Annotated in this window: 30 protein-coding genes; 20 read left to right on the top strand and 10 right to left on the bottom strand. The window is 73.3% G+C overall.

Translation table 11 applies throughout. The features are described from left to right. Positions 1-13 precede the first annotated feature (13 nt). Positions 14-907, top strand: coding sequence for an alpha/beta fold hydrolase (locus LTT61_RS06850; RefSeq protein ID WP_233019089.1), 894 nt, complete (start codon positions 14-16; stop codon positions 905-907). On the opposite strand, the gene LTT61_RS06845 is transcribed toward LTT61_RS06850, so the two are convergent. Continuing rightward, complete coding sequence (locus LTT61_RS06845) at positions 880-2,058, bottom strand: FAD-dependent monooxygenase (protein ID WP_233020898.1); 1,179 nt, start codon at positions 2,056-2,058, stop codon at positions 880-882. The genes LTT61_RS06850 and LTT61_RS06845 overlap by 28 nt on opposite strands. 93 nt (positions 2,059-2,151) lie before the next feature. Between LTT61_RS06845 and LTT61_RS06840 the strand changes: the two genes are divergently transcribed. Then, positions 2,152-2,853, top strand: coding sequence for a TetR/AcrR family transcriptional regulator (locus LTT61_RS06840; protein WP_233019088.1), 702 nt, complete (start codon positions 2,152-2,154; stop codon positions 2,851-2,853). 211 nt (positions 2,854-3,064) lie between these two features. Then, positions 3,065-3,325: a hypothetical protein gene (locus LTT61_RS06835; protein ID WP_233019087.1), complete on the top strand. Its 261-nt coding sequence runs from the start codon at positions 3,065-3,067 to the stop codon at positions 3,323-3,325. On the opposite strand, the gene LTT61_RS06830 is transcribed toward LTT61_RS06835, so the two are convergent. Next, positions 3,318-3,587 carry a winged helix-turn-helix transcriptional regulator gene (locus tag LTT61_RS06830; protein WP_233019086.1) on the bottom strand — a complete coding sequence of 90 codons (270 nt, stop codon included), beginning with the start codon at positions 3,585-3,587 and terminating at the stop codon, positions 3,318-3,320. The two genes, LTT61_RS06835 and LTT61_RS06830, sit on opposite strands and share 8 nt — an antisense overlap. A 13-nt stretch (positions 3,588-3,600) precedes the next feature. Here LTT61_RS06830 and LTT61_RS06825 point away from each other — a divergent pair, with 13 nt between their 5' ends. Continuing rightward, a complete protein-coding gene (locus LTT61_RS06825; RefSeq protein ID WP_233019085.1) occupies positions 3,601-4,302 on the top strand; it encodes an SDR family NAD(P)-dependent oxidoreductase in 702 nt (233 codons plus the stop codon). A gap of 1 nt (position 4,303) precedes the next feature. On the opposite strand, the gene LTT61_RS06820 is transcribed toward LTT61_RS06825, so the two are convergent. Beyond that, entirely contained in the window at positions 4,304-5,119 is an 816-nt protein-coding gene (locus tag LTT61_RS06820; RefSeq protein WP_233019084.1) for an RNA polymerase sigma factor SigF, read from the bottom strand. Positions 5,120-5,383: 264 nt separating this feature from the next. Between LTT61_RS06820 and LTT61_RS06815 the strand changes: the two genes are divergently transcribed. Next, entirely contained in the window at positions 5,384-6,763 is a 1,380-nt protein-coding gene (locus LTT61_RS06815; protein ID WP_233019083.1) for an ABC1 kinase family protein, read from the top strand. On the opposite strand, the gene LTT61_RS06810 is transcribed toward LTT61_RS06815, so the two are convergent. Continuing rightward, entirely contained in the window at positions 6,748-7,938 is a 1,191-nt protein-coding gene (locus LTT61_RS06810) for a PucR family transcriptional regulator (RefSeq protein ID WP_233019082.1), read from the bottom strand. The genes LTT61_RS06815 and LTT61_RS06810 overlap by 16 nt on opposite strands. Before the next feature lie 181 nt (positions 7,939-8,119). Further along, positions 8,120-8,755: a TetR/AcrR family transcriptional regulator gene (locus tag LTT61_RS06805; protein ID WP_233019081.1), complete on the bottom strand. Its 636-nt coding sequence runs from the start codon at positions 8,753-8,755 to the stop codon at positions 8,120-8,122. A 271-nt stretch (positions 8,756-9,026) separates the two neighbouring features. On the opposite strand from LTT61_RS06805, the gene LTT61_RS06800 reads away from it, so the two are divergent. The 7 genes from LTT61_RS06800 (at position 9,027) to LTT61_RS06770 (ending at position 14,604) form a co-directional block, all read left to right on the top strand. After that, positions 9,027-9,857, top strand: a complete 831-nt coding sequence (locus tag LTT61_RS06800) for an ABC transporter permease (protein ID WP_233019080.1) — start codon at positions 9,027-9,029, stop codon at positions 9,855-9,857. Next, the gene (locus LTT61_RS06795) at positions 9,850-10,671 is read left to right on the top strand and encodes an ABC transporter permease (RefSeq protein ID WP_233019079.1); all 822 of its coding nucleotides are present in this window, start codon (positions 9,850-9,852) and stop codon (positions 10,669-10,671) included. The genes LTT61_RS06800 and LTT61_RS06795 overlap by 8 nt, the downstream gene beginning before the upstream one ends. Then, positions 10,671-11,633 carry an ABC transporter ATP-binding protein gene (locus LTT61_RS06790; RefSeq protein WP_233019078.1) on the top strand — a complete coding sequence of 321 codons (963 nt, stop codon included), beginning with the start codon at positions 10,671-10,673 and terminating at the stop codon, positions 11,631-11,633. The genes LTT61_RS06795 and LTT61_RS06790 overlap by 1 nt, the downstream gene beginning before the upstream one ends. A 155-nt stretch (positions 11,634-11,788) precedes the next feature. Continuing rightward, entirely contained in the window at positions 11,789-12,307 is a 519-nt protein-coding gene (locus LTT61_RS06785; RefSeq protein WP_233019077.1) for a metallophosphoesterase family protein, read from the top strand. Between the two features lie 9 nt (positions 12,308-12,316). Then, entirely contained in the window at positions 12,317-12,454 is a 138-nt protein-coding gene (locus LTT61_RS06780; protein ID WP_233019076.1) for a hypothetical protein, read from the top strand. Between the two features lie 128 nt (positions 12,455-12,582). Further along, positions 12,583-13,746: a SpoIIE family protein phosphatase gene (locus tag LTT61_RS06775; protein WP_233020897.1), complete on the top strand. Its 1,164-nt coding sequence runs from the start codon at positions 12,583-12,585 to the stop codon at positions 13,744-13,746. Positions 13,747-13,770: 24 nt separating this feature from the next. Further along, the gene (locus LTT61_RS06770; RefSeq protein ID WP_233019075.1) at positions 13,771-14,604 is read left to right on the top strand and encodes an ADP-ribosylglycohydrolase family protein; all 834 of its coding nucleotides are present in this window, start codon (positions 13,771-13,773) and stop codon (positions 14,602-14,604) included. 101 nt (positions 14,605-14,705) lie between these two features. Here the strand turns inward: LTT61_RS06770 and LTT61_RS06765 are convergent, their stop codons facing one another. Both LTT61_RS06765 and LTT61_RS06760 read right to left on the bottom strand, forming a co-directional pair. Then, positions 14,706-15,929, bottom strand: coding sequence for a CaiB/BaiF CoA transferase family protein (locus tag LTT61_RS06765; protein WP_233019074.1), 1,224 nt, complete (start codon positions 15,927-15,929; stop codon positions 14,706-14,708). Next, positions 15,926-16,552, bottom strand: coding sequence for a TetR/AcrR family transcriptional regulator (locus tag LTT61_RS06760; RefSeq protein ID WP_233019073.1), 627 nt, complete (start codon positions 16,550-16,552; stop codon positions 15,926-15,928). The genes LTT61_RS06765 and LTT61_RS06760 overlap by 4 nt, the downstream gene beginning before the upstream one ends. 24 nt (positions 16,553-16,576) lie before the next feature. On the opposite strand from LTT61_RS06760, the gene LTT61_RS06755 reads away from it, so the two are divergent. The 7 genes from LTT61_RS06755 (at position 16,577) to LTT61_RS06725 (ending at position 22,225) form a co-directional block, all read left to right on the top strand. Continuing rightward, the gene (locus tag LTT61_RS06755; protein ID WP_420094745.1) at positions 16,577-17,173 is read left to right on the top strand and encodes a VOC family protein; all 597 of its coding nucleotides are present in this window, start codon (positions 16,577-16,579) and stop codon (positions 17,171-17,173) included. Between the two features lie 27 nt (positions 17,174-17,200). After that, positions 17,201-17,839 (top strand): carboxymuconolactone decarboxylase family protein, encoded by a 639-nt coding sequence (locus tag LTT61_RS06750; RefSeq protein WP_233019072.1) that lies wholly within the window; start codon positions 17,201-17,203, stop codon positions 17,837-17,839. A gap of 133 nt (positions 17,840-17,972) precedes the next feature. Beyond that, positions 17,973-18,488: an OsmC family protein gene (locus LTT61_RS06745; RefSeq protein ID WP_233019071.1), complete on the top strand. Its 516-nt coding sequence runs from the start codon at positions 17,973-17,975 to the stop codon at positions 18,486-18,488. A gap of 44 nt (positions 18,489-18,532) precedes the next feature. Continuing rightward, positions 18,533-19,831 (top strand): O-acetylhomoserine aminocarboxypropyltransferase/cysteine synthase family protein, encoded by a 1,299-nt coding sequence (locus LTT61_RS06740; protein ID WP_233019070.1) that lies wholly within the window; start codon positions 18,533-18,535, stop codon positions 19,829-19,831. After that, on the top strand, positions 19,828-20,403 hold the full coding sequence (locus tag LTT61_RS06735) for a CoA-binding protein (RefSeq protein ID WP_233019069.1): 576 nt from the start codon (positions 19,828-19,830) through the stop codon (positions 20,401-20,403). Before LTT61_RS06740 ends, LTT61_RS06735 begins: the two co-directional genes overlap by 4 nt. Before the next feature lie 26 nt (positions 20,404-20,429). Beyond that, positions 20,430-20,996, top strand: a complete 567-nt coding sequence (locus LTT61_RS06730; protein WP_233019068.1) for an OsmC family protein — start codon at positions 20,430-20,432, stop codon at positions 20,994-20,996. Further along, positions 20,996-22,225 carry an NAD(P)-binding domain-containing protein gene (locus LTT61_RS06725; RefSeq protein WP_233019067.1) on the top strand — a complete coding sequence of 410 codons (1,230 nt, stop codon included), beginning with the start codon at positions 20,996-20,998 and terminating at the stop codon, positions 22,223-22,225. The genes LTT61_RS06730 and LTT61_RS06725 overlap by 1 nt, the downstream gene beginning before the upstream one ends. A gap of 5 nt (positions 22,226-22,230) precedes the next feature. Here the strand turns inward: LTT61_RS06725 and LTT61_RS06720 are convergent, their stop codons facing one another. Together LTT61_RS06720 and LTT61_RS06715 are read right to left on the bottom strand one after the other, a co-directional pair. After that, on the bottom strand, positions 22,231-22,635 hold the full coding sequence (locus tag LTT61_RS06720; protein ID WP_420094744.1) for a DUF3052 domain-containing protein: 405 nt from the start codon (positions 22,633-22,635) through the stop codon (positions 22,231-22,233). A 92-nt stretch (positions 22,636-22,727) separates the two neighbouring features. After that, on the bottom strand, positions 22,728-25,055 hold the full coding sequence (locus LTT61_RS06715; protein ID WP_233019066.1) for an acetyl-CoA acetyltransferase: 2,328 nt from the start codon (positions 25,053-25,055) through the stop codon (positions 22,728-22,730). 125 nt (positions 25,056-25,180) lie between these two features. Between LTT61_RS06715 and LTT61_RS06710 the strand changes: the two genes are divergently transcribed. Beyond that, entirely contained in the window at positions 25,181-25,684 is a 504-nt protein-coding gene (locus tag LTT61_RS06710; protein WP_233019065.1) for a flavin reductase family protein, read from the top strand. A gap of 30 nt (positions 25,685-25,714) precedes the next feature. Here the strand turns inward: LTT61_RS06710 and LTT61_RS06705 are convergent, their stop codons facing one another. Then, on the bottom strand, positions 25,715-26,332 hold the full coding sequence (locus LTT61_RS06705; RefSeq protein WP_233019064.1) for a TetR/AcrR family transcriptional regulator: 618 nt from the start codon (positions 26,330-26,332) through the stop codon (positions 25,715-25,717). Positions 26,333-26,397: the final 65 nt, after the last annotated feature.

The raw sequence follows: 26,397 nt of genomic DNA, 5'->3' as shown, positions 1-26,397 counted from the left end.
ACAGGGTGGTCCCATGACCTTCTCCGGATTCAGCACGCACGACGTCGATGTCGCCGACGGCGTGTGTCTCTCCACCGCCATCGGCGGCACCGGCAGCCCGATCGTGCTGCTGCACGGCTTCCCGCAGACCAGGCTCATGTGGCGGCACGTCGCCGCCGAGCTGGCCGCCGAGCACACCGTGATCTGCCCCGACCTGCGCGGCTACGGCGCCAGCGACAAGCCGCGCACCGGCTACGCCAAGCGCACCATGGCCGCGGACATCGTCGAGCTGGCGAGACGGCTCGGTCACCCGCGCTTCGCGTTGGCCGGCCACGACCGCGGCGCCCTCGTCGCCTTCCGCGCCGGGCTGGACCACCCCGACACCGTCACCCACCTCGCCTGCCTGGACGTGCTGCCCACCCTCGACATGTGGGACGCGCTGCGCGGCGCCGCGGGCGCGGTCGGCTTCCACCTGTACCTGATGGCGCAGCGGGAGGGGCTGCCGGAGGCGATGATCGCGGCGAGCGCCGACGCCTTCTTCGGCCACTTCCTCGACGCCTGGACACTGCGCCCGGAGGCGCTGCCCGCCGAGGTCAGGGCCGAGTACCTGGCAGCGAGCCGCGCCGCCGTCCCCTCGATCGTCGCCGACTACCGAGCCTCGGCCACCGTCGACGTCGAGCACGATCGTGCGGATCTCGCGGCAGGCCGCACCCTCGCCATGCCGGTCACCGTGCTGCAGCAGGACTGGGGCGCGCAGCTCGGCTACGACGCCGCCGCGCTCTGGCGTGCCTGGGCACCGGACCTGCACCACCGCACCGTCTCCTGCGGGCACTTCATCGCCGAGGAGGAACCCGCCATGGTCGCCGCCGAGCTCAGAGCGCTGCTGCGCCGCGGCGCGGATCAGGGGGTGGGGAGCGCGGCGGGGTAGTCGCGCAGCTCGATCTCCTCGGCGGCGGAGCTCGCGTACTTCGTCATGAGCCCGAACGCCGGGGAGCGGAGGAACCCGTTGCGCAGCCGGATGCCGGTCGCGGTGCGGGGGGCGAGGAAGCGCCCGGCATTGCTGTTGCCCGCGATCTTCGCGTACCGCTTCATCAGCGCGTCGTAGCGGGGGAGGGCGACGGTGTGGTCGCCGTCGGCGACGGCCAGCTCGCCGGCGAGCACGGCGGCGCCGACGACGGCGAGGCCGGTGCCGAAGCCGCCGAGGGTGTTGCCGTACCCGGCGTCGCCGACCAGCGCGACCCGGCCCCGAACGACGGCGGGCATCCGGACCCGGGCGATGGCGTCCAGGTGGAAGTCGTCGAAGCCGGGCAGCTCGGCCAGCATGCGCGGCACCTCCCAGCCGAGCCCGGCGAAGGCGTCGGCGACCAGTCGCCGCTGCGCCGCGGGTTCGGCCCCGTGGTCCGGTGCGGGCCCGGCGAAGAGGTACAGCTGCTCGGCCTTCGGGCCGCCGCTCACCGCGAGCCTGCCCGGCGCGTTGTGGCCGGTGGCGCGCATGCGCTCCGGCTCGCCGGTACCGCCGGTCCACGGGCTCGCCCCGGCGACGGCGTAGCAGTAGCCGAGGTGCTCGACGTACTCCGCCTCCGGGCCGAAGGCCAGCGCGCGCACCCGGGAGTGGATGCCGTCGGCGCCGAGGACCAGGTCGAAGCGCTCGGCGGGGGCGCGCTCGAACTCCACGCGCACCCCGGCGGCGGTCTCGGTGAGCGCGGAGACGGCGTCGCCGAAGCGGTAGTCGCAGCGATCGGCGGTGCGGCGGTACAGGATCCGTGACAGATCACCGCGCAGGATCTCGACGTCGCCGCCGGTGAACTCGCCGGGCATCGTCGCCAACTCGCGGCCGGTGCCGTCCACGAAGACGGTGTCCGTGGTGCCGGTCCGCGCCCGCGTGATCTCGTCCCACACGCCCATCCGCTCCAGCACGGTGCGGTGCGTGCGGCCCTTGAAGTCGACGGCCTGGCCGCCGGAGCGCAGCGCGGGCGCCCGCTCGACGACGGTGACCCGGAAGCCGAAGCGGTCCAGCCAGTAGGCGAGTGCGGGCCCGGCGATGCCCGCACCCGAGATGAGGACGGTGGTGGTGCGCATGATGGTCTCCATTCTGCGTCCCATGGATACTGTATCCGGCGGACGCGAATCAGCGTATGGTAGACACAGTTATCCGTCAACAAGGGAGCGCGCATGCCGGCACCGACCGCCCTGGAACTGCTCTGGGGCGTCGAGCGCCGCCCGACGCGCGGCCCGAAACCCGCACTGACACCGGAGCGGATCGTGGCCGAGGCGATCGCGCTCGCCGATGCCGACGGCCTGGCCACGCTCTCCATGCAGCGGCTGGCCGAGCGGCTCGGCTTCACCAAGATGTCGCTGTACCGATACGTCCCCGGCAAGGCCGAGCTGGTCGCGCTCATGCTGGACGCCGGGATCGGCGCGCCGCCGGAGCTGCCCGCCGACGACTGGCGGGCCGCGCTGCGCCGCTGGTGCGAAACGCTCTACGAGCGGTTCCGGGCGCATCCGTGGGCGCTGGAGGTGTCGGTCGGGTCGCGGCCGGTCGGGCCTAACGAGATGGCCTGGATGGAGGCGGCGCTCACCGCGCTGCCCGGCACCGGGCTGACCACCGCCGAGCGCCTGGACAGCATCGTCCTGCTCACCGGGCACGCGCGCAGCCTGGGGCAGCAGACCGTCGGCGTCGACCCCGAGCGGTTCGAGCGCGACCTCGCCGAGCAGTTCACCGCCATGCTGCCGACCGTGGCCGAGCGCTACCCGGCCACCGTCGCCGCGTTCGCCGAGGAGGGCGCGGCCGCGGGCGGAGACGGCGCGCTCGCCTTCGGGATCGACCGGATCCTGGACGGGCTCGCGGTCCTGGTGGACCAGCGCGGCCACTGATGCGGATGCCGCCGCGACCCCCGCCGATGGCGGGGCTCGCGACGGAACCGGTATCCGAGATAGCAAGTCCGGAGTTACCGCCGAACCCTGCCGCACTCGACCATAAGTCCGCCGCACCGCTACCGCACGGGCTGGCGGGCAATAGTGCGGCAAACCTCAATCCGCGGTCGTCCGGCATTACCTGTCACACCCACGGTCTACGGTGGAGTGAATGAGCCCCACACATCCCGGCCCCTCGATCGGCGACCTGCCGGTCAAGTACGTGGTCGCGCCGATGCAGTGGCAGCACCCCTGGCATCGCTGGCACGACATCGACGGCCACTGCCCGCACGGCCGCACCCACCGTCAGCTCGACACCCTGCTCCGCGCCGTCGCCTGCGAGCACCGCCGCCGCACGCTGCGCGACGCGGACACCGAGGAGCAGCGCCGCGACACCGCCTACCTGCGCCGGGCGCAGGCCACGCTCAACTGAGCGCGCTCCGGTTCCGGTCGATTTCCGCGTGGTGCTCGGCCGCCCAGCCGACCAGCGCCGAGACGATGCCGAGCAGGTCGTGGCCGAGCGGGGTCAGCTCGTAGACGACCCGGGGCGGCACCTCCGGGTGCGAGGTCCTGGTGAGCAGCCCGTCCTCGCGCAGCCGGCGCAGCGTGCGCGTCAGCATGCGCTGCGAGATGCCGGTCACGGCCAAGAGCAGCTCCGAGTGTCTGCGCGGCCCGTCCGCCAGAACCGCGATCACCAGCAGGCTCCAGGTGTCGCCGACCCGGGCGGGCAGCGGGCTCGGTACCGCGGTGGCGCGGCGGTTCGGGCGCGCGGGTTTCCGGGTCGCGCTGGTGGCGCGGCGGCCGGAGCCGCTGGCCGCGCTGGCGGACGAACTGGCCGCACGGGCGATCGAGGCGGTGCCGTTCCCGGCCGACCTGGCCGACCCGGCCGCGGTGCCGGAGCTGATCGCCGCCGTCCGGGCGCGGTTCGGCCGGATCGACGTGGTCGAGTACGGGCCGATCGGCGGCGGGCAGAGCTTCACGCCCGCCGCCGAACTCGACGCAGGCACGCTGGCCGCGCTGATTCCGCTGCTGCTGCTCACCCCGGTCGAGGTGGTGCGCGCGGTGCTGCCGGAGTGGCGGGCCCGCGGCGACGGCGCCTTCCTGCTCACGCACGGATACTCCGCCGTCGAGCCGCTGCCGGGGCTGAGCGGGGTCGGGCCGGTGATGGCGGCGGCCCGCAACTGGCTGTACGCGCTGCACGGCGAGCTGGCCGGGGCCGGGGTGTACGCGGGCACGCTGGCCGTCGCCGGGTACATCGCGGGCAGCGCGATCGCCGAATCGGCCGCGCCGCCCGCCGAATTCGTGGTCGACCCGGACGAACTCGCCGAGCACTACGGGGCCATGTACACCGAGCGCGACGAGGTCGAGCGGTTTTACCCGGCCGAACCGGGCCGCCACCCCGGCGCCTGATTCAGTCCCGGAGCGCGCGATCGCGCAGGGTGGCGAGGGTGCGCGCCAGGATGCGCGAGATGTGCATCTGCGAGACGCCGAGCTCCCTGGCGATCTGGGACTGCGTGCGGTTCTCGAAGAAGCGCAGGTGCAGGATGCGCCGGTCGCGCTCGGAGAGCTCACGCAGCAGCGGCGCGACGGCGAGCGCGTCCTCGGTGAGGTCGTACGCGGGGTCGACATCACCGAGCGTCTCGGTGATCTGCGCGGCGACCGAGCCCTCCTCGCCGTCCGCGCCGGTGTCCAGCGAGTTGGTGCGGTAGGCATTACCGGCCATCAGCGCCTGGGTGACCTCGAGCAGGTCGACGTTCATCTCCACGGCGATCTCGATGGCGGTCGGCATCCGGCCGTGCTTCTGGCACAGCCGCTCGATGACCGGCCCGAGCGCCAGCTGGGTCTCCTTGACCCGCCGCGGCACCCGGACCGCCCAGGTCCGGTCGCGGAAATGCCTGCGCACCTCGCCCATGATGGTCGGCACCGCGAAGGCGAGGAACGAGGCGCCGCGGGCGGGGTCGAAGCGGTCGACCGCGAGGATCAGCCCGATCGACGCGCTCTGGTGCAGGTCGTCGTAGGTCTCGCCGCGGCCGGTGAAGCGGCGCGCGATGTGGTCGGCGAGCGGCAGGCAGCGGCGCAGGATCCGCTCGCGCAGCGCCCGGCGGCCCGGGTCGTCGTCGGCCATGGCGGCGAGCTGTTCCAGCAGCGGCTCGATCCCGTCGTAGCTGTCGGTGCCCCGCTGGGTGCGGCGCGCGGCGGAGCCTTCGTGAGCTGCGACGAGTGTCATCGAGATCCTCGCTTCCGATTGCCTCCACCCGGCGGGCTCGCGGGTAGAGAGTGGCGACATCCCGTCGGCTACCGCCCGGCCGGGCGGTCAACCGCCCCCCGAACCCGCTTTTCGCTCCGCGGATCGGGCCGCGCGCGATGTTTCGCTCGGCGGATAGGAATGCGCTGGCAGCTCCGGTCGGTGGCCGGTCGACAAGCGAGGGCCGGGCTGCGGAGAATACCGGGACGCCCGAACTCGGGCGGCGGACACGAGGAGGTGACCGCGGTGGCCGATCGGGTGCCGAGAACACGGTTGGGCCGGGGCGGCAGGCTGGGCAGGCTGGCCGCCGGGCAGGCCGTGCGCGGGGCCGGGGTGCGGCTGGCCATGATCGGCCGCACCGAACAGGCGCGGCGGGTGCTCGCCGAGCGGTCCGCGCTGGCCTCGGCGCAGCAGCTGGTGACGGTGCTCGGCGGGCTGAAGGGCGCGGCCATGAAGCTGGGCCAGATGCTCTCGGTGCTCGACCTGGAGCTGGTGCCGGAGTCGCACCGCGAGCTCTTCCGGACCAAACTCGCCGAGCTGCGCGACCGGGTGCCCGCGGTGCCCTTCGCCGGCATGCGGGAGGTGCTCGAGGACGAGCTGGGGCCGCTCGCACGGGTCTTCGCCGAGTTCGACGCGGAGCCGATCGCGGCGGCCTCGATCGGCCAGGTCTACCGGGCCAGGCTGCTCGACGGCCGCGCGGTCGCGGTGAAGGTGCAGTACCCGGGGGTCGAGGAGGCGATCCGGGCCGATCTGCGCAACCTCGAGGTGTTCTCCGCGCTGTGGCGTTCGGCGCTGCCGAGCGCCGCCGACACCGACGTGCTCGCCGAGGTCGCCCGCAGCATCGGCAACGAACTCGACTACCCGCGCGAGGCGCGCACCCAGCACCGGGTCGCCACCCGCTACCGCGGCCACCCGTTCGTCTTCGTCCCGGACGCGCTGCTCGAGTACTGCACCGCCCGGGTGCTGGTGACCGAGCTCGTCGACGGCCACTCCTTCGAGCATCTGCGCACGCTGCCTGCCGCGGAGCGGAACCGGTACGGCGAGCTGATCTACCGCTTCTACATCAGCTCGCTCTTCCACGACTTCGAGTTCTGCGGCGACCCGCACCCCGGCAACGTGCTGCTGGCGAAGGACGGCAGGGTGGCCTTCGTCGACTACGGGCTCTACGACCGGATGGACCCGGTGCACGTCGATTTCGAGCGCTCCTGCCTGCGCGCGGCGGGGGAGCAGCGCGCCGCCGACCTGTACGCGGCCTGGGTCGGGCGCGGCATCATCGACCCGGCGGCCGGGGTCACCGCGGCGGAGTGCCTGGAGTACGTCTGGGCCGCGGCGGGCTGGCACCTGGTGGACGAGCCGATCGCCATCACCCCGGAGATCGCCACCGGGGCGGTGATCCTCGCGATCGACCCGCGCGCGACGGAGTTCCGCGGTATGCGGCACCAGCTGCTGCCGCCCGAACACGTCTTCTCCCGGCGCGCCGACCTCTTCACCTTCGCGCTGCTCGGCCAGCTCGGCGTCACCGCCAACTGGCACACGCTGGCCAGGGAGTGGCTCTACGACGAGCCGCCTGCCACCGAGATCGGCCGCGCGATCGCGCGCTGGCGGGCGGGTCAGGCGGGGCGCTGACCCCGGCCGCCCGCGCAGATCACGAGCGCCGAGCGCAGGTACCACAGCTGGCGCGGGTCCGACGGGTCGAGCCCGGTGATCTCGCCGACCCGGCGCAGCCGGTGGTCGAGGGTGTTCGGGTGGATGTGCAGCTGCTCCGCGGTGCGCCGCCTGCTCAGGTCGTTGCCGATGTGGACGCGGAGCGTCGCCAGCAGGTCGGGGTACTCCAGCAGCGGCCGCAGCCGGGTGCCGAGCAGCTCCCTGCCCACCCCGGGCCTGGTCAGCTGGTACTGCAGCGCCAGGTCGGGGAAGCGGTGCAGCCCGGGGCCGCGGCCGGACTGCTCGACGATGTCGAGCAGCTCGTGCGCGTCGTGCACCGCGGCGGAGACCAGGTCCGGCGGTGATTCGACCACCGTCGCGGTGAGCGGCACCCGCGCGGCCCGTGCCAGCGCGCGCAGCACCTCGTCCAGCTCGGCGGCGGCGGGGTGGTCGGCGGGGAGCAGCACGGTGCCGCCGTCCACCGAGAGCAGCGAGAGCGCGGCGGTGCCGAAGCGATCGGCGAGCCCGGACTGCAGCCTGCGCAGCGTGCGCCTGGCGACCACCCGGCCGTCCAGCTGCGGCCTGCTCTCGTCCGGGTGCGGCGGAATGGCGAGCGCGAGCACCGCGTAGTGCTCGGCCAGCCGGATACCGCCGGCCCGCGCCATGGCCGAGGTCGGGTGGCCGCCGAGCAGCATCGAGGTCAGGGTGTGCGCGGCGGTCCGGTCCTCCAGCGCGGCCGCCCTGCACTCCCGGACGTAGGCCTTGCTGACCGTCGCGGTGATCACGCCGAGCAGCTCCAGGCTGACGAAGGCGCCCGCGACGATGTCCGCGCGCTCGGCCGAGCCCTGCCCGCCGAAGAGCAGGTCGAGCCCGTACTCGAAGCCGACGTGCACCGCGTGCAGCACCGTCGCGATCGGCACGCCCGCCCGTGCCCAGCCCGCGGCGGCGGTCGCCAGCCGGTCGGTGCGCTCCGGGGAGGGCAGCCCCTCCAGCCGCTGGATGGCCCATTTGAGACACATGCGGACCACGGTGGTGGTCTCCGTGCTCTCCGCGGCCGCGGCGAGCGCCCCGCTCTCCAGCAGCCGCGCGGTGACCTTCCTCGCCAGGACCTGCGGATCTCGTTCGAGGGCGGGACGAGCGATGCTCTCGATCGGCACGGGGTGACCTCCTCGTCGCGGACCGGGTGTGGTGTGGAACACGGTAGGACGCCCGCCGACTCACCTGCTACTCCGCTTTACAGATAACCGTGCGGGACTCCCGGCACCCGGGCTGACCAGTTGGAACGGGCCGCGGCGCGAGCCTCGCGGGAATCGGCGCTGCCGAAAAGTGGGGAGGTGCTCACTTTTGCCCGACGGCGTCGCTCTCCGACTCGAGGAAGGCGCCGATCATCCGGCCGGTCATGTCGATCGCCTCGCGCCGCGCCGTGCTCTCCACCTCCAGCGCCGAGCTCCGCAGCGCCGCCGCGAAACCGGTGTTGATCAGCACGAACGTCATCACGTCGTAGCGGTGGTCGTCGCCGGGGCCGAGCAGCTGGATGAGCATCACCTTCACCAGCAGCCGCAGCCGCGGCTCGAACTCCGGGATGCCGCTGCTGTAGAACTGCACGCCGGCCACCAGCGCGCGGACCAGCGCGGCACGGGCGACCAGCTCGTCGGTGATGACGGTCAGGATGTCGACCCAGACCTCGGTGGGGCCCTTCCCGGAGAGGTCGAACATGCGCTGCGTAAAGCGCTTCTCCACCGACTCCAGCAGCCGCGCCAGCAACTCCTCGACCAGCACCGAGCGGTCGGCGAAGTAGCGGTAGACGGTGCCGATGCTGACCCCGGCCTCCGCCGCGATCCGGTTCGTCGAGGTGCCCGCGATCCCGCGCTCGCCGAAGAGCCGGGCGGCGGTGTCCAGGATGTGCTCCCTGGTCGCCTTGGCCCGGTCCTGGGTGGGGCGTCGCCGCTGCGCGGCCGTCTTCGTCGGCACCATCGTCTCCCGCCGGCCGGAAAGTGAGCGTCGCTCATCTTACCGAGGGCGGGGCGCGGCGGAGCGGCCTTCGCCGGTCCGGTGGCCGGATCGGTCATGCGCCGGGTGCGCTCCGAGCTCCGGCGAGCGCGGGATCGGCACCGGCCGGTTCGGCTTCGACCACCACTTCGGACGGCGCGCGCGAGCCGCTCGGTCACCGCGTAAATCCCTTTTCGCGGCCCGGTTTCGGGGGTAATGTGCCTCCTTCGTGTCCGGGTCGGGGAGGGGTGGGGCGATGGCTGTGCGCGCGCTGCCCGGACTCGGCGGCGCCATGGTCTACCGGCGGCTCGCGGTGGCCGGTTTCCGCAGGCAGTGGCAGTACAAGCTGGCGCTCTTCGCCGGCATGTTCACCAACAGCGTGTTCGGGCTGCTGCGCGGCGCGGTCATGCTGGCCGCGATCGGCTCGGCCGGCTCGTTCGGCGGGTACGACGCGGGCAGTATCAGTGCCTACGTGTGGCTGTCGCAGGCGCTGCTCGGCGCGGTGCTCTTCACCGACTCCGGCCTGGAGCTGGGCGAGCGGGTGCGCAGCGGCGACATCGCGGTCGACTTCCTGCGCCCGGTCGACCTCCAGCTCGCCACCCTCGCCGGCGACCTCGGCCGGGCCACCTGCACCCTGCTGCCGCGCGGGCTGCCCACCCTCGCGGTCGGGGCGCTGGTCTACGGCGGGCTCGACCTGCCGAACACCCCGGCCCCGTACCTGCTCGGAATCGTGAGTGTGCTGCTCGGCACGGCTATTTCGTCGCTGGCGCTCTTCGGCACCGCCATGATCGGCTTCTGGGTGGTGGAGACCCGCGGGCTCCGCACGCTGCACCAGGTGCTCGGCTCCTTCCTCGCCGGGCTCTTCGTCCCGGTGCACCTCTTCCCCGGCTGGCTCGGCGCGCTCGCCGCGGCGACCCCCTTCCCCTCGGTGCTGCAGGCGCCGGTCGACGTGCTCTCCGGCCGGGTCACCGGCACCGCGGCGCTCGCGGTCGTCGGTGTGCAGCTGTTCTGGGTGCTCGCGATGGCGGCGCTCGGGCAGGCGCTGCTGGCGGCGGGCAGGCGCAAGCTGGAGGTGCAGGGTGGCTGAGGCCGCGCCTGCGGGGCACTGGAGCAGGCCCTACGTCGCCGTGCTGGGTTCGCGACTGCGGGCGCAGCGCTCGTACCGGCTCTCCTTCGCCAGCGAGCTGTTCGGCTCGCTCGTGGTCGGGCTGGCCGAGTTCGCCGAGGTCTGGGTGGTCTTCCACACCGTGCGGGTGCTCGGCGGGCTCGACCTGGACGCCGCGCTGCTGCTGTTCGGGCTGAGCAACACCGCCTTCGCGCTGGCCCAGGTGCTCTTCGGGCACCTGGACACGCTGCCGACGCTGATCCGGCTCGGCAAACTCGACATCTACCACCTGCGCCCGCAGCCACTGCTGCTCCAGCTGATCACCGGCGACATCTCGCTGCGCCGCTTCGCCAGGGCCACCGTCGCGCTCACCGTGCTCGGAATCGGGCTGCTGCGCAACGACATCGACTGGTCAGCGAGCGCGGTCGCGCTGCTGCTGCTCGCCGTCGTCTCCGGGACCGCGCTGTTCGCCGGGCTCTTCGTCGCCGCGGCGGGCTGCCAGTTCTTCCTGATCGACGGCGCCGAGCTGACCAACAGCTTCACCTACGGCGGCTCCTACGCCGCGACCCTGCCCGCCTCGGTCTTCCCGACCGGGCTGAAGCTGCTGTTCGGGTTCGCGATCCCGGTGGCCTTCACCGCCTACCTGCCCACCCTCGCGCTGCTCGGCGAGCCCGGCCCCGCGCTGCTGCCGTCCTGGCTGGGCTGGCTGACGCCGGGGGCCGCGCTCTGGGCCTGGCTGCTCGGACTGGCGCTGTGGCGCACCGGAACTCGGCACTACCAGGGAGGCGGCGGCTGATGGACACCCCGATCATCGAAACCAGCGAGCTGACCAGGCAGTTCGTGCTGCGCCGCGGCCGGCTGCGCGGGCGCGAGACGCTGACCGCGGTGCACGCCATGAGCTTCCGGGTCGAGCGCGGCGCCGCGGTCGGCTACATCGGCGCCAACGGGGCGGGCAAGTCCACCACCATCAAGATGCTCACCGGCATCCTGGTGCCGACCTCGGGCACGGTCCGCACCTGCGGCCTGGAGCCGGTGCGGCGCAGGCGGCAGCTGGCGAGCCGGATCGGGGTGGTCTTCGGGCAGCGCTCCCAGCTCTGGTGGGATCTGCCGCTGCGCGAATCGTTCTCGATCCTGGCCGCGGTGCACCGGCTCGACCCGGACGCCGCCCGCAAGCGCACGCACACCCTGGTCGAGCAGCTGGAGATGGCGGACACGCTGGCGACGCCGGTGCGCCAGCTCTCGCTGGGCGAGCGGATGCGCGCCGAGGTGGCCGCCGCGCTGCTGCACTCCCCGGAGCTGATCATCCTGGACGAGCCGACCATCGGCCTCGACGTGCTCTCCAAGCAGCGGCTGCGCGAGTTCCTGCGCGCCGAGCGGGCCGAGCGCGGCACCACGCTGCTGCTCACCACGCACGACATGGGCGATATCGAGCGGCTCTGCGACCGGGTGCTCGTCGTCGACCGCGGCAGGCTCGCCTACGACGGCACGCTCACCGGGCTCGCCGCGACCGTCGGCGCCCGCCGGGTGCTGGTCGTCGACCTCACCGCGCCGACCCCGGACTTCACCGACATCCCCGGCGCCACCCTGGTCGCCACCGAGGCGGGCGGGATGCGTCAGCGGCTCGCCTTCGACGCCGAGCGGACCACCGCGGCGCAGCTGCTCACCGCCGTCTCCGCGCGCGCCGAGGTGCGCGACCTGGCCATCGAGGAGCCGGAGATCGAGGACGTGGTGCGGCGGCTCTACCGCTCCGCGCGCTGACGGGGAGCGCACGGTCGTCGTCGCCGACGGTGTCCGTGGCGCCGATGTGCTCGGCGCGGGCGAGCGGTGAGATCCCGGCTGCGCGGCGACGGCAGGACGGCCGCCGGTCCGGCTCGCCCTGGCGCGGCACCCGCGCGATTCGTTACGGTGCGGTGATGCGCCTGCTCGCGATGGCCGACACGCACGTCCCGAAGCGGGCCCGCGGCCTGCCGCCGGTGCTCTGGCGCGCGGTCGAGGCCGCCGACGTGGTCGTGCACGCGGGCGACTGGGTCGAGGCCGCGCTGCTGGACGAGCTCGCGGCCCGCAGCGCCCGGCTGATCGCGGTGTACGGCAACAACGACGGCCCCGAGCTGCGCGCCCGCCTCCCGGAGATCGCCAGGGCGGAGCTCGACGGCCTGCGCCTGGCCGTCGTGCACGAGACCGGCGCCGCCACCGGCCGCGAGAAGCGCTGCGCCCGCGCCTTCCCCGACACCGACGTGCTGATCTTCGGCCACAGCCACATCCCCTGGGACAGCACCGCGAGCACCGGCCTGCGGCTGCTCAACCCCGGCTCGCCCACCGACCGCAGGCGGCAGCCCGAGCACACCTACCTGACGGCCGAGATCCGCGCGGGCGCGCTCCGTGATGTGACCCTGCACGCCATACCGAGGAGTACGGACCGGAATCCGGGGTAGTACGCCGCGGTGAGTACACCGGAGAACCCCCCACTCGACGCCGATCCCACCGAGCAGACCACGCTGGACACCCCGGAGGTCGAGGTGACCGGCTACTCGGTTCCGCCGAACCAGGATCCGGACAATCCGGAAGAGCGGCGGGACTGAATCCGCCTCCGGTGTCCGGCCCCGGCCGGACCGGATGCGCCGATGAGCACCGGGACCGGGCACCCGTGACCCGCGCCGCCGACGCGGTCGGCCGGGACGAGCACGACGGCACCGGCGAGTTCTCCGCCCTGCTCGAGGACAGTGCCGAGGATCTGTACGAGAACGCGCCGTGCGGCTACCTCTCCACCCTGCTCGACGGCCAGATCGCCAAGGTCAACGCCACCCTGCTCGGCTGGCTCGGCTACAGCGGCGCCGAGCTGGTCGGCAAGCGCGCCTTCGGCGACCTGCTCACCGTCGGCGGGCGGCTCTACCACGAGACGCACGTCGCGCCGCTGCTCCGGATGCGCGGCGAGGTCAGCGGCATCGCGCTGGAGCTGGTCGCCGCGGACGGCGCGCGGCTGCCGGTACTGGCCACCTCGGTGATCAAGTCCGGCGTGGACGGCGCGCCGCTGCTCATCCGCACCACGCTCTTCGACGCGAGCTCGCGCCGCGCCTACGAGGCCGAGCTGCTGCGCGCCCGGCGCGCCGCCGAGCAGGAGCGCGAACGGCTGCAGCGGCTGAACGCCATCCTGCAGCGCACGCTGCTGCCGTCGGCGCTGGAGCCGGTGCCGGGGCTGGACGTGGCCGCGCACTACCACATCGCCTCGCTCGACCAGGTCGGCGGCGACTTCTACGACCTGTTCCCGCTGGCCGACGCGCGCTGGGGCTTCTTCCTCGGCGACGTCTGCGGCAAGGGCGCGCTCGCCGCCACGCTGACCTCGCGGGTCAGGTACGCGCTGCGCGCCGCCGCGGTCTACGACCCGGACCCCGGCTCGGTGCTGACCAAGCTGAACCGGGTGCTGCTCGACTCACACCAGCCCGGCGACCCGCGCTTCTGCACGGTGCTCTACGGCGGCCTCGTGCTGCGCGACGGCCGCGCGGAGGTCACGCTCGCGGCGGGCGGCCACCCGCCCGCGCTGCTGCTGCGCGCCTGCGGCGCCGCCGAGTACCTGCGCACCCCCGGCGGCCAGCTGGTCGGGCTGCTCCCGGACGCCGAGGTCGGCACCGCGCGGGTGGTCCTGCACCCCGGCGACACCCTGCTGCTCTACACCGACGGGCTGATCGAGGCCCGCACCGGCACCGGCCTCTTCGGCGAGGAGGCGCTGCTCGAGTTCGCCGCTGCCCGCGCCCCGCGCGCCGCGACCGCGCTCGTCGCCGACCTCGTCGGGCTGCTGGAATCGCTCGGTGCCGGCGTCACCGACGACACCGCCCTGCTCGCCCTGCACCTGCCGGGGAAACCGGTCGACGGATAACCGGTTGTCTGCCACCATGATCCGGTGCTGATCGAGCTGGCGGTGGGGGATGCGTACGGCGCCGGGTTCGAGTACGCCCCGCCGGAGTTCGTCACCGCGCACAACACGGTGCGCGGCTACGTGCAGCACCCGACGCACCTCGGGATCCGCCCCGGCGCCTACACCGACGACACCCAGATGACGCTGGCCGTCGCCGAACTCATGGTCGCGGGCGAGCCGTGGACCCCGGCGAACCTCGCCGACCGGTTCGTCACCGTCTTCCAGCGCGATCCGCGCGAGGGGTACGCGGGCCGCTTCCACGACTTCCTGCTCACCGTCGCCGACGGCGCCGACTTCCTGCGCCGGATCCGCCCGGAGAGCGACAAGAGCGGCGCGGCCATGCGCGCCGCCCCGATCGGGCTGCTGCCCACCGTCGCCGACGTGCTGCACCACGCCCGCGTGCAGGCCGCCGTCACGCACGACACCCCCGACGGCATCGCCGCCGCGCAGGCCGCCGCGCTCGCCGTGCACTACACCCACAACGACCTCGGCCCGCTGCCGGAGATCGGCGCCTGGATCGCCGGGCACGTCCCCGGCGACTGGGCGCGGCCGTACCGCGGCAAGGTCGGCAGCAAGGGGCGGATGAGCGTGGCCGCCGCGCTCACCGCGCTCGCGGGCAGCACCTCCGCGAGCGAGCTGCTGCGCCGCTGCGTCGCCTTCACCGGCGACGTCGACACCGTGGCGACCATCGCGCTGGCCGCCGCCGCCCGCTCGGCCCGGGTCACCCCCGACCTGCCCCCGGTGCTGGTCGAGACGCTGGAGAACGGCCGCTACGGCCGCGACTACCTCGCCGAGCTGAACGCCCGGCTGCTCGGCTGAGCCGCCAGGGCGAGGTTGCGGCCTCCCCGGCCCGGCCTGGAACGCGGTCCTGGAGTGCCGCATCGCGGAATCGCGCGCGCCGAGCTCGCGGATCTCGACGGTCAGGCGATCGTGCCCCCGGCGCGCAGCGCGGCGAGCCGGGCGGCGTCGTAGCCGAGCAGCTCGGTGAGCACCTCGTCGGTGTGCGTGCCCGGCCTGCTCGCGCCGCCCCAGCGCACCCCGCCCGCCGTCTCGCTGAGCCGGGGGATCACCCCGACGCCCTTGACCGGCTCCGGGTCGTAACCGGGCTCGCCCGGCCGCACCGAGGGGTCGACGTGGTCGACGAAGAGCCCGCGCGCGGCGAACTGCGGATCGGCCATGACCTCGGCGACGGTGTTGACCGGCCCGACGACCACCTGGTGCTCGGTGAGCAGCGCGATCAGCTCGGCGGCGGGAAACGTCCCGGCCCAGGCGGCGATCAGCGCGTCGAGCTCGTCCTGGTGGTCGCCGCGCGCGGTGTGCGTGGCGTAGCGCGGGTCGGCGGCCAGCTCGGGGCGGCCCATCGCGCCGGCCAGCCGGGCGAAGATGGTGTCCTGGTTGGCGGCGATGATCACCCAGAGCCCGTCCGCGCTGCGGTAGATGTTCGAGGGCGCGATCCGGTCCAGCCGGGTACCAGAGGGCTGCCGCACGTGGCCGGTCTTGTGGTAATCCGGCACCGTCGACTCCTGGACGGCCAGCGCCGCCTCGGTGAGCGCGGCGTCGACGACCTGCCCGCGCCCGGTGCGGGTCCGGGCGAAGAGCGCCGCGAGCACGCCCTGGAAGGCGAACATCCCGGCGAGGGTGTCGCCGAGCGAGAGCGCGGGCCGCGGCGGCGGCTGCCCGGGGAAGCCGTTCAGGTGGCGCAGCCCGCTGATGCCCTCGGCCACCGAGGCATACCCCGGACGTGCGGCGTACGGCCCGGTCTGGCCGTAGCCGGAGACCCGGGCCAGCACCAGTCCGGGTGCGGCCGCGCTCAGCACGTCCCAGCCCAGCCCCCAGCGCTCCAGCGTGCCGGGGCGGAAGCTCTCGACCACCACGTCGGCGGTCCCGACCAGCTCCAGGAAGACCTCGCGCCCGGCGGGGGTGCGCGGATCGAGGCTCACGCAGCGCTTGTTGCGGGCGTGCACGGACCAGAAGTACTGGTGCCCACCGGCGGCCTGCCCCCAGTCGCGCAGCGGGTCGGGGCGGTCCGGCGCCTCGACCTTGACCACGTCGGCGCCCATGTCGCCGAGCAGCCTGCCGCAGTACGGCCCGGCGATCAGCGTGCCCAGCTCGAGCACCCGGACGCCGTCCAGCGCGCCGCTCACTCCCCGGCACCCGCGGTGAGGCCGAGCGCGCCGAGGCACATCCGGTCGAGGGTGTCGAGCAGCGCCGCCTCGTCGGCGTCGTCGCCCTGGACGAGCCAGAGGTAGAGGGTGTGGTCGACCATGGCGGCCATGGCGCGGGCCGCGAGCACCGGGTCCAGCCCCGGCGCGGCCAGCCCCGCCCGCTGCCAGCGTGCGATGGCGCGCGCGGAGCGGTCGATGAGCTGCCCGCGGTGCTCGTGCCGCAGCGCGCGGAACTCCTCGTTGAAGGTGGCGACCTGCTCGACGATCGCCATCATCTTCGCGTTGCGCCGGTACGCCCGGTAGTAGGAGCGGTTCGAGGCGATCAGCCGCTCGGCGGGGGAGCGGCCGGGATCGACGGGCTCGCGGCGGTGCACGTCCTCGAAGAGCTGGGTGCTGAGCTCCGTGAAGATGTGCTCCTTGGACTCGAAATAGCGGTAGAAGGTGCCGTAGGAGACCTCGGCCTCGGTGGTGATCAGCTCGACCCGGCACTCCGGGAAGCCGACCGTCTCGAAGACCGTGCGGGCGGCGGCGAGCAGCGCGTCCCTGGTCCGGCGGCCGCGGGGGGTCAGCGTCTCGGCGGTGTTGACAGACGTCTGGGGCACACCCACACTGTCCGCAGAGATGACATGACTGTCAAGTCAACCGGAGGGACCGCCATGGCCTCGGTCGATGCCAAGTACGAGCTGCGCGGGATCAACCACCTCGCCCTGGTCTGCGCGGACATGCGGCGCACCATCGACTTCTACTCCGGCGTGCTCGGCATGCCGCTGGTCAAGACCATCGAGCTCCCCGGCGAGCTGGGGCAGCACTTTTTCTTCGACTGCGGCGGCGGCAACACCCTCGCCTTCTTCTGGCTGGCCGACGCGCCGGACGCCGCGCCGGGGCTGGCCGCGCCGAAGGGGCTGCCGGACGAGGGCGAGCTGCTCAGCGCCGTCGGCTCGATGAACCACGTCGCCTTCGCGGTCCCGCCGGAGCGGTTCGACGAGTACTTCCGGCGCCTGCCCGCCGATGGCGTCCGGGTCAGCCGGATCCTGAACCACGACGACAGCACCCGCGGCGTCTCCCGCGACGTACACCCCGGCACCTTCGTCCGCTCCTTCTACTTCCAGGACCCGGACGGCGTGCTGCTCGAATTCGCCTGCTGGACCAGGACCTTCACCGCGGACGATGTGACGCACGAGCCGCGCACCGCCGCCGACCGCCGCACCCGGGCCCCGTCCTGACCCCCGCCGCCCCCGAGAGGAATCGCCGTGCCCCGTCTGCGTGAGGTGCCCCGCGCCGAAGTCACCGACGAGAAGATCCTGTTCTTCTACGACCGCCTGTTCGGCCCCGAGAAGGATCCCGCCGTCGACCACGGCACCATCCACGCCACCCCCGGCGACTGGTGGACCGTCTTCGCCCAGTCGCCCGAGGTCTTCCGGCACGCCGTGCGCGGCTTCGCGCTCTACCGCACCGCCGCGCTCGACCCGCTGCTGCGCGAGCTGGGCCAGAGCCGGGCCGGCTTCGCCAGGGGTAGCCAGTTCGTCTTCTCCCAGCACTGCAAGCAGATGCGCGCGCTCGGCATGCCGGAGGAGAAGATCGCCGCGATCCCGCACTGGCAGGTCAGCACCGCCTACTCCGCCCTGGAGCGCGCGGTGCTCGCCTACACCGACGGGCTGGTCCTCGACGGCGGCCGGGTGCCGGACGGGGTATTCGAGGTGCTGCGGGAGCACCTGGGCGACCCGGAGATCCTGCAGCTCACCTACATCACCGCCATGTACGACATGCACGCCACCATCTGCCGCGCGCTGCGGCTGGAGTTCGACGACCGGCCGGAGCCGATCGAGGAGTATCAGGTGCCGGCGGGCGTCGAGCCGCGCGACCTCTCCGCCGATCTCTCGGCGGAGTAGCGGAGCGCCGCCTGCCCGAGACGGCGCGGGCGCGTCAAGGTTTCGCTCAGGCTGCGTCAATGGGTTCAATCCCCGCCTCGACCTCGGGACACTGCGAAGTACCGCAACGGCCTGGCTATCGAGGGAGTGGACGATGACCGCGAACACCGTGCTCAACAACGTCGATATCGAGGCCGTCGGCGGCCTCGTGCGGGCGATTCAGCAGGATCCGGCGAAGGCGCAGACAACCTGGGCTGCGCACGTGGCGTGGAAGGGCGCGTTCGCCTCGGAGTCGAAGGTGCGGCAGTTCGCGCCCGCCCCCTCGGACGAGCCCGCCGCGCTCGGCGGTGGTGACACCGCGGCGAACCCGGTGGAGCAGCTGCTCGGGGCGCTCGGCAACTGCCTGGCGGTGGGGTACGCGGCCAATGCGACGGTGGCAGGCATCGAGCTCAGGGATGTGAAGATCGACCTGCGGGGCGATCTCGACCTGCACGTCTTCCTCGGGCTCGCCGACGGCCACGCGGGGTTCGATTCGATCACCGCGACGGTGACCATCGATGCCGACGCCACGCCGGAGCAGCTCGCCGAGCTGCACGCCAGGGTGCAGGCCAGTTCGCCGGTCGGGCACACCCTGCGCAACTCGGTGCCGCTCGAGGTGCGGCTTGGCTGAGAAGGACGCCGAGGGCGCCGCGGGCTGCTGTAGGGTCGCCGCCCATGGCTGATCGTGAATACGGGTTCCGGACCAGGGCGATTCACGCGGGGAACATCCCGGACGCGGTGAGCGGCGCGCGGGCGCTGCCGATCTACCAGTCGGCGGCGTTCGTCTTCGACGACACCGCCGACGCGGCCGCCCGGTTCGCCCTGCAGAAGTACGGCAACGTCTACTCCCGGCTGGCGAACCCGACGGTCGCCAGCTTCGAGGAGCGGATCGCCAGCCTGGAGGGCGGGCTCGGCGCCGTCGCCACCGCGAGCGGGATGGGCGCGGAGTTCATCACCTTCGCCGCGCTGGCCGGCGCGGGCGACCACATCGTGGCGGGCGCGCAGCTCTACGGCGGCACGCTGACCCAGCTGGACAACACGCTGCGCCGCTTCGGCGTCGAGACCACCTTCGTCGCCTCGGACGATCCAGCGGCTTATGCCGCCGCGATCACCGACCGGACCAAGCTGATCTTCGTCGAGACGGTGGCGAACCCGTCCGGTGGCATCGCCGACCTGGAGAGGCTGGCCGACGTGGCGCACGCGGCCGGGGTGCCGCTGATCGTCGACTCGACCATTCCCACGCCGTACCTGAACCGGCCGCTGGAGTGGGGCGCCGACATCGTCATCCACTCGGCCACCAAGTTCCTCGGCGGGCACGGCACCACGCTCGGCGGCGTCGTGGTGGAGTCCGGCCGGTTCGACTGGCACAATCCGCGCTTCCCGCTCTTCGACGAGGTCGTGCCGCACTACGGCGGGCTCACCTGGAACGGCAACTTCGGCGAGTACGCCTTCCTCACCCGGCTGCGCGCCGAGCAGCTGCGCGACATCGGGCCCTCGCTCGGGCCGCAAGCCGCCTGGCAGCTGGCGCTCGGCGTCGAGACGCTGCCGCTGCGCATGCAGAACCACGTGGAGAACGCCCGCGCGGTGGCGGAGTGGCTGGAAGCGGACTCCCGGGTCGACTTCGTGAACTGGGCCGGGCTGCCGGGGCACCCGCACCACGAGCGTGCCGCCAAGTACCTGCCGCTCGGGCCGGGCAGCGTGTTCGGCTTCGGCGTCGAGGGTGGCCGGGAGGCGGGGCGGACCTTCATCGAATCCTTGGATCTGGCAAGCCATCTGGCGAATATCGGTGACACCAAGACGCTGGTGATCCACCCGGCGTCGACCACGCACGCGCAGCTCACCGAGCAGCAGCTGGTGGAGGCGGGCGTCGCGCCGGGGCTGGTGCGGATCAGTGTCGGGCTGGAAGATGTGGACGATATCCTGCACGACCTGGACCAGGCACTGCACGCCGCGGCGAAGGAGAAGACAGCGTGAGCGATAGCGTCGAAACCCATCTGGTGAACGGGCTCACCCTCTCCCTGCCCGCGGACTCGCCACGGGCCAAGCAACTGCACAGCGAGCGCACCTGGCTGGGCCCCTCGGCCAAGGAGCGGCTGAAAATCCTGCGCCGGGCGAAGAGCATCGCGGTGGTCGGGTTCTCCACGAACCCGGCACGGGCGAGCTACTTCGTCGGCACCTACCTGGTGCAGTCCACCGACTACACGGTGTACTTCATCAACCCGAACGCGGCCGGGCGCAGCGTGCTCGGCCACGAGATCTTCGGCTCGCTCGCCGACCTGCCGGAGACCCCGGATGTCGTCTGCGTTTTCCGGAAGGCGAGCGATATCCCGTCCGTGGTCGACGACGTCGCCGCGCTCACCCCGGCCCCGGTGCTCTGGGTGCAGCTCGGCATCTGGAACGAGGACGCCGCCCGCGACGCCGAAACTCGCGGGCTGACCGTCGTGATGGACCGCTGCCTGAAGATCGAGCACGCCCGCTTCCACGGCGGGCTGCACCTGCTCGGCTTCGACACCGGCCAGATCACCGCCCGCAAGACCGTTCGCTAGTCCGCACGATTCAGGAGGTATCGCCCATGACCGGAACCGCCCCCGCCGTCGACAACGGCGTCAACGTCGAGCACCTGCTCGGCGCCCGCGCCGCGCTGGCCGACTCGCCGGAGATCGCGAAGTTCGAGTGGCGCTCGACGGTGAGCTGGGTGCGCGGCACGCACAGCCAGACCGAGGTGGAGACCTTCTACGGCCTCGGCGGCGAGCAGGCGCACACCAGGAAGTTCACCTTCGACGCCGACCACCCGCCGCAGTTCGCCGCCGAGGACAACGGCATCACCCCGGCCGAGTACGTGCTGGTAGCGCTCGGCTCCTGCCTGACCGCGGGCATCGCCTCGGTCGCCCAGCAGCGCCAGATCAAGCTGAACTCGGTGGTCGCCACCGTGCGCGCCGACTTCGACCTGCACGGCATCCTGGGCGCCGACCCCGAGGTGCGCAACGGCTTCTCGAACATCACCGTCGACTACAACATCGACGCCGATGCCTCGCCCGCCGACATCCAGGCGCTGGTCGCGCAGTCGCAGAAGCGCTCGGCGGTCTACGACGCGCTGACCAACCCGACCAACGTCGAGGTCAAGGTCAACGCGTCCTGATGCCGGCCACGACCACCGTCGTGGTCGGGGCCGGACACAACGGCCTGGCAATCAGCCGCCACCTGGCCGCCCGCTCGATCGACCACGTTGTCCTCGAGCGCGGCCGGGTGGCGCACTCCTGGCGCACCCAGCGCTGGGATTCGCTGCGTCTGCTCACGCCCAACTGGATGACCCGGCTGCCCGGCCACGCCTACGACGGCGACGACCCCGACGGCTACCTGAGCGCCGCCGAGGTGGCGGACTTCGTCACCGGCTACGCCGCGGCCTCGGCCGCTCCGGTTCGGCCCGAGACCACGGTGACCGCGGTGCGCGCCACCGACGCCGGCTTCACCGTCGCCACCGACCGGGGTGACTGGTCGGCGCGCAGCGTCGTACTCGCCTCCGGCGCCACGGTCTCCCCGGTGCCCGCGCTCGCCGCCGCGCTCCCGGACGGCATCGAATCGATTGCCGCACTGCACTACCGGAACCCGGGACAGTTGCCCGATGGCGGTGTGCTCGTGGTCGGCGGCGCCGCCAGCGGCGTGCAGATCGCCGAGGAGATCCACCGCTCCGGCCGCCCGGTCACGCTCGCCACCGGCGAGCACGTCCGGGTGCCGCGGCGCTATCGGGACCGCGACATCCTCTGGTGGCTGGACGAGATCGGGCTGCTCGACGAGCGCTGGGACCGCATCGACGACATCGTGCGCGCCCGCAACCTGGCCTCGTTCCAGCTGGTCGGCGGCGGCCGCACGGTCGACTTCAACGCGCTGCAGGAGCAGGGCATCCGGCTGGTCGGCAAGCTGGCCGGGATCAGGGACGGGAAGGCGCAGTTCTCCGGTTCCCTGCGCAATGTGGTGACGCTGGCCGACCTGAAGCTGAACCGCCTACTGGACAGCATCGACGCGCACGCGGGCGGCACCGGCGAGCGCCCGGACCCGACCAGGGTCCCGGACTCCCCGCTGCTGCTCGACCTGACCAGCGGCGAGATCCGCTCGGTGGTGTGGGCGACCGGCATCAAGCCGGACCACTCCTGGCTGGAGGTGCCCGCCTTCGACCCGCGCGGGCGGCTGCGGCACCACGGCGGCGTGGTGGACTGGCCCGGGCTCTACGTCACCGGGCTGCCGGTGCTGCGGCGCAGGCGCTCCACCTACATCGACGGGTCGGACGCCGACGCCGCCGAGCTCACCGCGCACCTCGCGGAGCACCTCGGCGGCGCGGACCCGCACCCGCGACCGGTCGAGGCGTCCTAGCGCTGCTAGCGCTTCGGGGCGACCAGCTTGGCCCCGGACCACTCCGGCGCGACCGTCGCCGAGCTGGTCTGGGCCAGGCCCGCCGTGTGCGCGGCGTCGGCGATGTCGCTCGGCTGGACGTAGCCTTCGCGCCCGGTCTTGGGGGTGAGCAGCCACAGGGTGCCGCCGCTGCCGAGCGAGCCGTTGGCGTCGACCAGGATGTCGGTCAGGTCGCCGTCGTCGTCGCGGTACCAGAGCACGACCCCGTCGGCGAGTTCCTCGTAGTCCTCGTCGACCAGCTCCTGCCCGATCAGGGCCTCGATCGCCTGGCGCAGGTCGTCATCGACGTCGTCGTCGTACCCGATCTCCAGGACGACCTGGCCCGCTTCGAACCCGAGCCGGTCCGCCGGACTGGTGGAAACCTCCGCCACGATGTTTGGTTCCTTTCATTCCGGAGTCGATCCGAACCGTAGACCGTCGATGGTCGTTCCCGCCCGATTCCGGTCACACCGGAGTGTCGGGGTCATTCGAGGCGCCAGTTCGGCTGGCGCCCTTGGCGGTACGCCGCGAACCCCTCGGACGGGTCGTGCGCGGCGAGGACCACGTCGGCGAGCGCCGCCGCGTGCCGATCGGTCTCGCCGGGGTATTCGTCGGCCGCGCGCAGGAAGGTGAGCGCGGCGCGCAGCGCGACGGGGGAGCGGGCGACGATGTCGGCGGCCACCTCGCGGGCGGCGTCGAGCGCCTTGCCGTGCGGGGCCGTGCGCGCGATCAGCCCGGCGGCCAGCGCCTCGGGGGCGGTGAGGCGGCGGCCGGTGAGGATCAGGTCGCGGGCGAGCGCGGGGCCGGCCAGCCGGGGCAGCGCCTCCAGCACGCCGAGCGCGGGCGGGAGCCCCACCGCGGGGTCGGTGACGGCGAAGCTCGCGGCCTCGTCGGCGACCACCAGGTCGCAGGCGAGCGCGAGCGCGAGCCCGGCGCCGTCGGCGCGGCCGGTGACGGCGGCGACGACCGGTTTGGCGCCGTGCGATGCCGGGCGGCCGGTCCAGACCCGGTGCGACCGCAGCAGCAGGAGCAGCGGCGATCCGGCGGCGGCGGGATCGACGCCGAGCGCGAAGTTCTCACCGCCGGTGACGATGGCAACCCACAGCTCGGGGTCGCGCTGGTACGCCGCGAGGGCGTGCTCGAGGTCGCGCAGCACCTCGGCGTCCAGCTCGGGCCGGTTCAGCGCGATCTCCAGGACGTGTCCGGCGGTGGTGACCGTGAGGTGCGCCGAATCGCGCGGCGGTGCCGCCGGTTTCGGCTCGGGGCGGCTCAGGGTGACGCGGTTGCCCGCATCGGTGGCGCGCACGTAGACCCGCTCTCCGGCGGGGTGCTCGGCATCGGTGAGCAGGGCGGTGGCGGCCGCGTCGGCGGTATTCGCGAGGAAGCGGCGGCCGTCGTCCAGCCGGCCGATCACGATGCCGCGCGGGCTGCCGTCCCTGTCGTAGCTCACCACCCAGGATTCGACGGTGCCCCAGCCGTCGGCGCGGTGCGCCACCGGCACGGTGGGCACGGCGTCCAGCTCGGCCTGGAGCCCGGCCGCGCCGTCTTCCGGGAAGGGCGCGGGCGTGGTCGAGTAGACGCCGACCGAGTGCTTGCTGAGCACGCCGCCGTTCGCCGCGACCAGCCCGTACCCGCCGGGTGTGCGGCGCAGCCGCGCGACGATCTCCGCGATGCCGTGCGCGCTGTAGTTGTTGCCCGCGCCGCCGAAGAAGGGGAGCCCGCCGGTGACGGTGAGCCCGCGTGGGTTGTCCGGGGCCAGCCCGAGCCCGTCGCAGAGGTTGAAGACCGCGATCGGGAAGCAGCTGTAGAGGTCGAGCGCGGCCACGTCGTCCAGCCCGATCCCGGCCGTGTCCAGCGCGTGCCGCACCGCCGCCACCGCGGCCGGGCTGCGGTCCAGCGCCGGGCGCTCCAGCAGTCCGCGCTCGGACAGATCCGCCCAGCCGTGCAGGTAGACCCGCTGCTCCGCCGGGATGCCGAGCCGGTCGGCGTGCTCGGTGGTGGTGACTAGCACCGCCGCGGCCTGGTTGACCTGGTCCCGCGCCACCACGAAGCGGGTGTAGACGTCGGTGATCGCGCGGTTGCGCGCGTCGACGGTGACCAGCTCGGCGGCGCCCCGCTCGACCGGGGCGGCCGCGTACGGGTTGGCCGCGGCGACCGCGGTGAAGGGAGCGAAGAGCTCGCCGATGGCGCGGGCGTACGCCGCCCGGGAGGCGCCGAGCCGGGTGCGCCTGGCGTTCTCCATGGCCGAGTACACGACGGTCGGCTCCACCAGCCCGTGCTGCGCGGCGCAGGCGGCGGTGAGGCCGGTGATCCGGTAGCCGCGGTCCGCCAGGCTGCCCGGGTGCCGCTCCGAGTAGTCGGGGTGCTGGTCGCGGGGGAGCCCGGCCAGGTGCCGCACGGTGGAGATGGTCTCCGCGCCGAAGAGCAGCGCGGTCTCGCCGCGGCCCGCCGCGATGTCCCGGCACAGCTCGGTGAGGAGCTGCTGCGGGCTCTGCCCGCCGGTCGGGCCGAGGATGGCGCGCGCCGGGTCGGCGCCGACCCGGGCGGCGACGGCGCGCGGCACGTTGTCCGGGGCGCCGAGCGCGGCCACGGCGTACGGGCTGGCCACGTCGAAGGCGCGCACCGCGGCGATGGTGTCGATGCCGGACGCGGGCACGGCGGCGTCGGTGAGCGCCGCGCGCACCGCCTCGGCGGCGAGGTCGGCGGCGGAGAGCGCGCGGTAGCCGTCGGCGCCGAGCCGCTCCGCGGCCTGACCCACGCCGACGATCACGGGGGTGCGCGGCGGCACCGCTTCGTGGAGGCTCTCCGGCACGACCCTGCCCTTCCTGCGCGAGATGATCACGCCGATTATCGCTCGCGCGCTCGGAGCGGAGCGGACCGGGCGTCCGTTTCGCTCGATGGGTTGGCTTCTGATATATCAGATGTTAGATTTAGGCCATGCAGCAGCAGTTCCGTGCCCCGGCCGACGCGGACGGCCTGCGCCGTGCCTTCGGGGCCTTCCCCAGTGGCGTGGTCGCGGTCTGCGCCGAAATCGACGGCGTCCCGGTGGGATTGGCGGTGAGCAGCTTCGTCCCGGTCTCGCTCGACCCGCCGCTCGTCTCGTTCTGCGTCCAGCTCGGCTCGGCCACCTGGCCGGTGCTGCGCAGCTCGGGCAAGCTCGGTCTCAGCCTGCTCGGCACCGAGCAGCGCGCCGCCGCCCGCAGCCTCGGCACCCGCGCCGGTGACCGCTTCCAGGGCGTCACCGTGCACCGCGGCGAGGCGGGCGCGGTCTTCGTCGACGGCTCGGCCGCCTGGATCGAGGGCACGCTGGAGACGGTGGTACCCGCGGGCGATCACGAGGTCGCGCTGGTCCGGATCGAGCGGATCGCCACCCAAGACGGCGCGGAGCCGCTCATCTTCCACGGCAGCCGGTTCCGGCAGCTGCGCACCGAGCCGGTCTGAGCCCACCTCGCCGCTCCGGGTAGGCCCACCTCACCGCTCCAGGTACGCGACGATCCCGCCGATCAGCGCCTCCACCGCGTCGTCCAGGTCGCCGTAGGTGCCGAGCGTGCGCTCGGAGGTGATGCCGCGCATGGCCGCCGGGATGAGCGCGGCCACCCGGCGCACCCGGACCGGGTCGAGCCCGAGGTCGGCGAAGGCGTTCTGGCAGGCGCGCTCCCAATTCGGCTTCCAGGAGGCCAGTTCGGCGGCGGTCAGCGGGTAGTCGCGCTCGAGTTCGGCGTGGTCGCGGGGGAGCGCGGCGCGCAGCGTCTCGATGGCCAGCGACTCCGGCCTGCGCAACCCGGTGACGAGCGCGTTGATCATGGCGGCCACCCGATCGCGGAGCGTGCCGCCCGGCTCCAGCCCGGCGGGCAGATCGCCGCGCTGATCGGCGGTGTGCCGCAGCACCGCCGCCCAGAGCCCGTCGATCCCGCCGAACTGGTACTTGACCACGCCCCAGGTGGCGCCGATGTCCCTGGCGATCCGATTGCCGGAGACCGCCGCCGGATCGCCGGTGGCCAGCGAGCTGATCGCCGCCTCCAGCATGCTCTCCCTGGAGCGGAGGCCGCGCCGGTTGGCGCGTCGCCCCGCCGTCGCCGCTTCGGTCATATTTCCGAGATTACCCCCGTTGACCTGCGAAATCCAGTTTCGTAGAACCCTCTTGAATAATTTCG

The sequence above is a fragment of the Nocardia asteroides genome, from assembly GCF_021183625.1.
GTDB lineage: Bacteria > Actinomycetota > Actinomycetes > Mycobacteriales > Mycobacteriaceae > Nocardia > Nocardia asteroides_A.
This window is presented reverse-complemented; position numbering and strand designations above follow the sequence as displayed.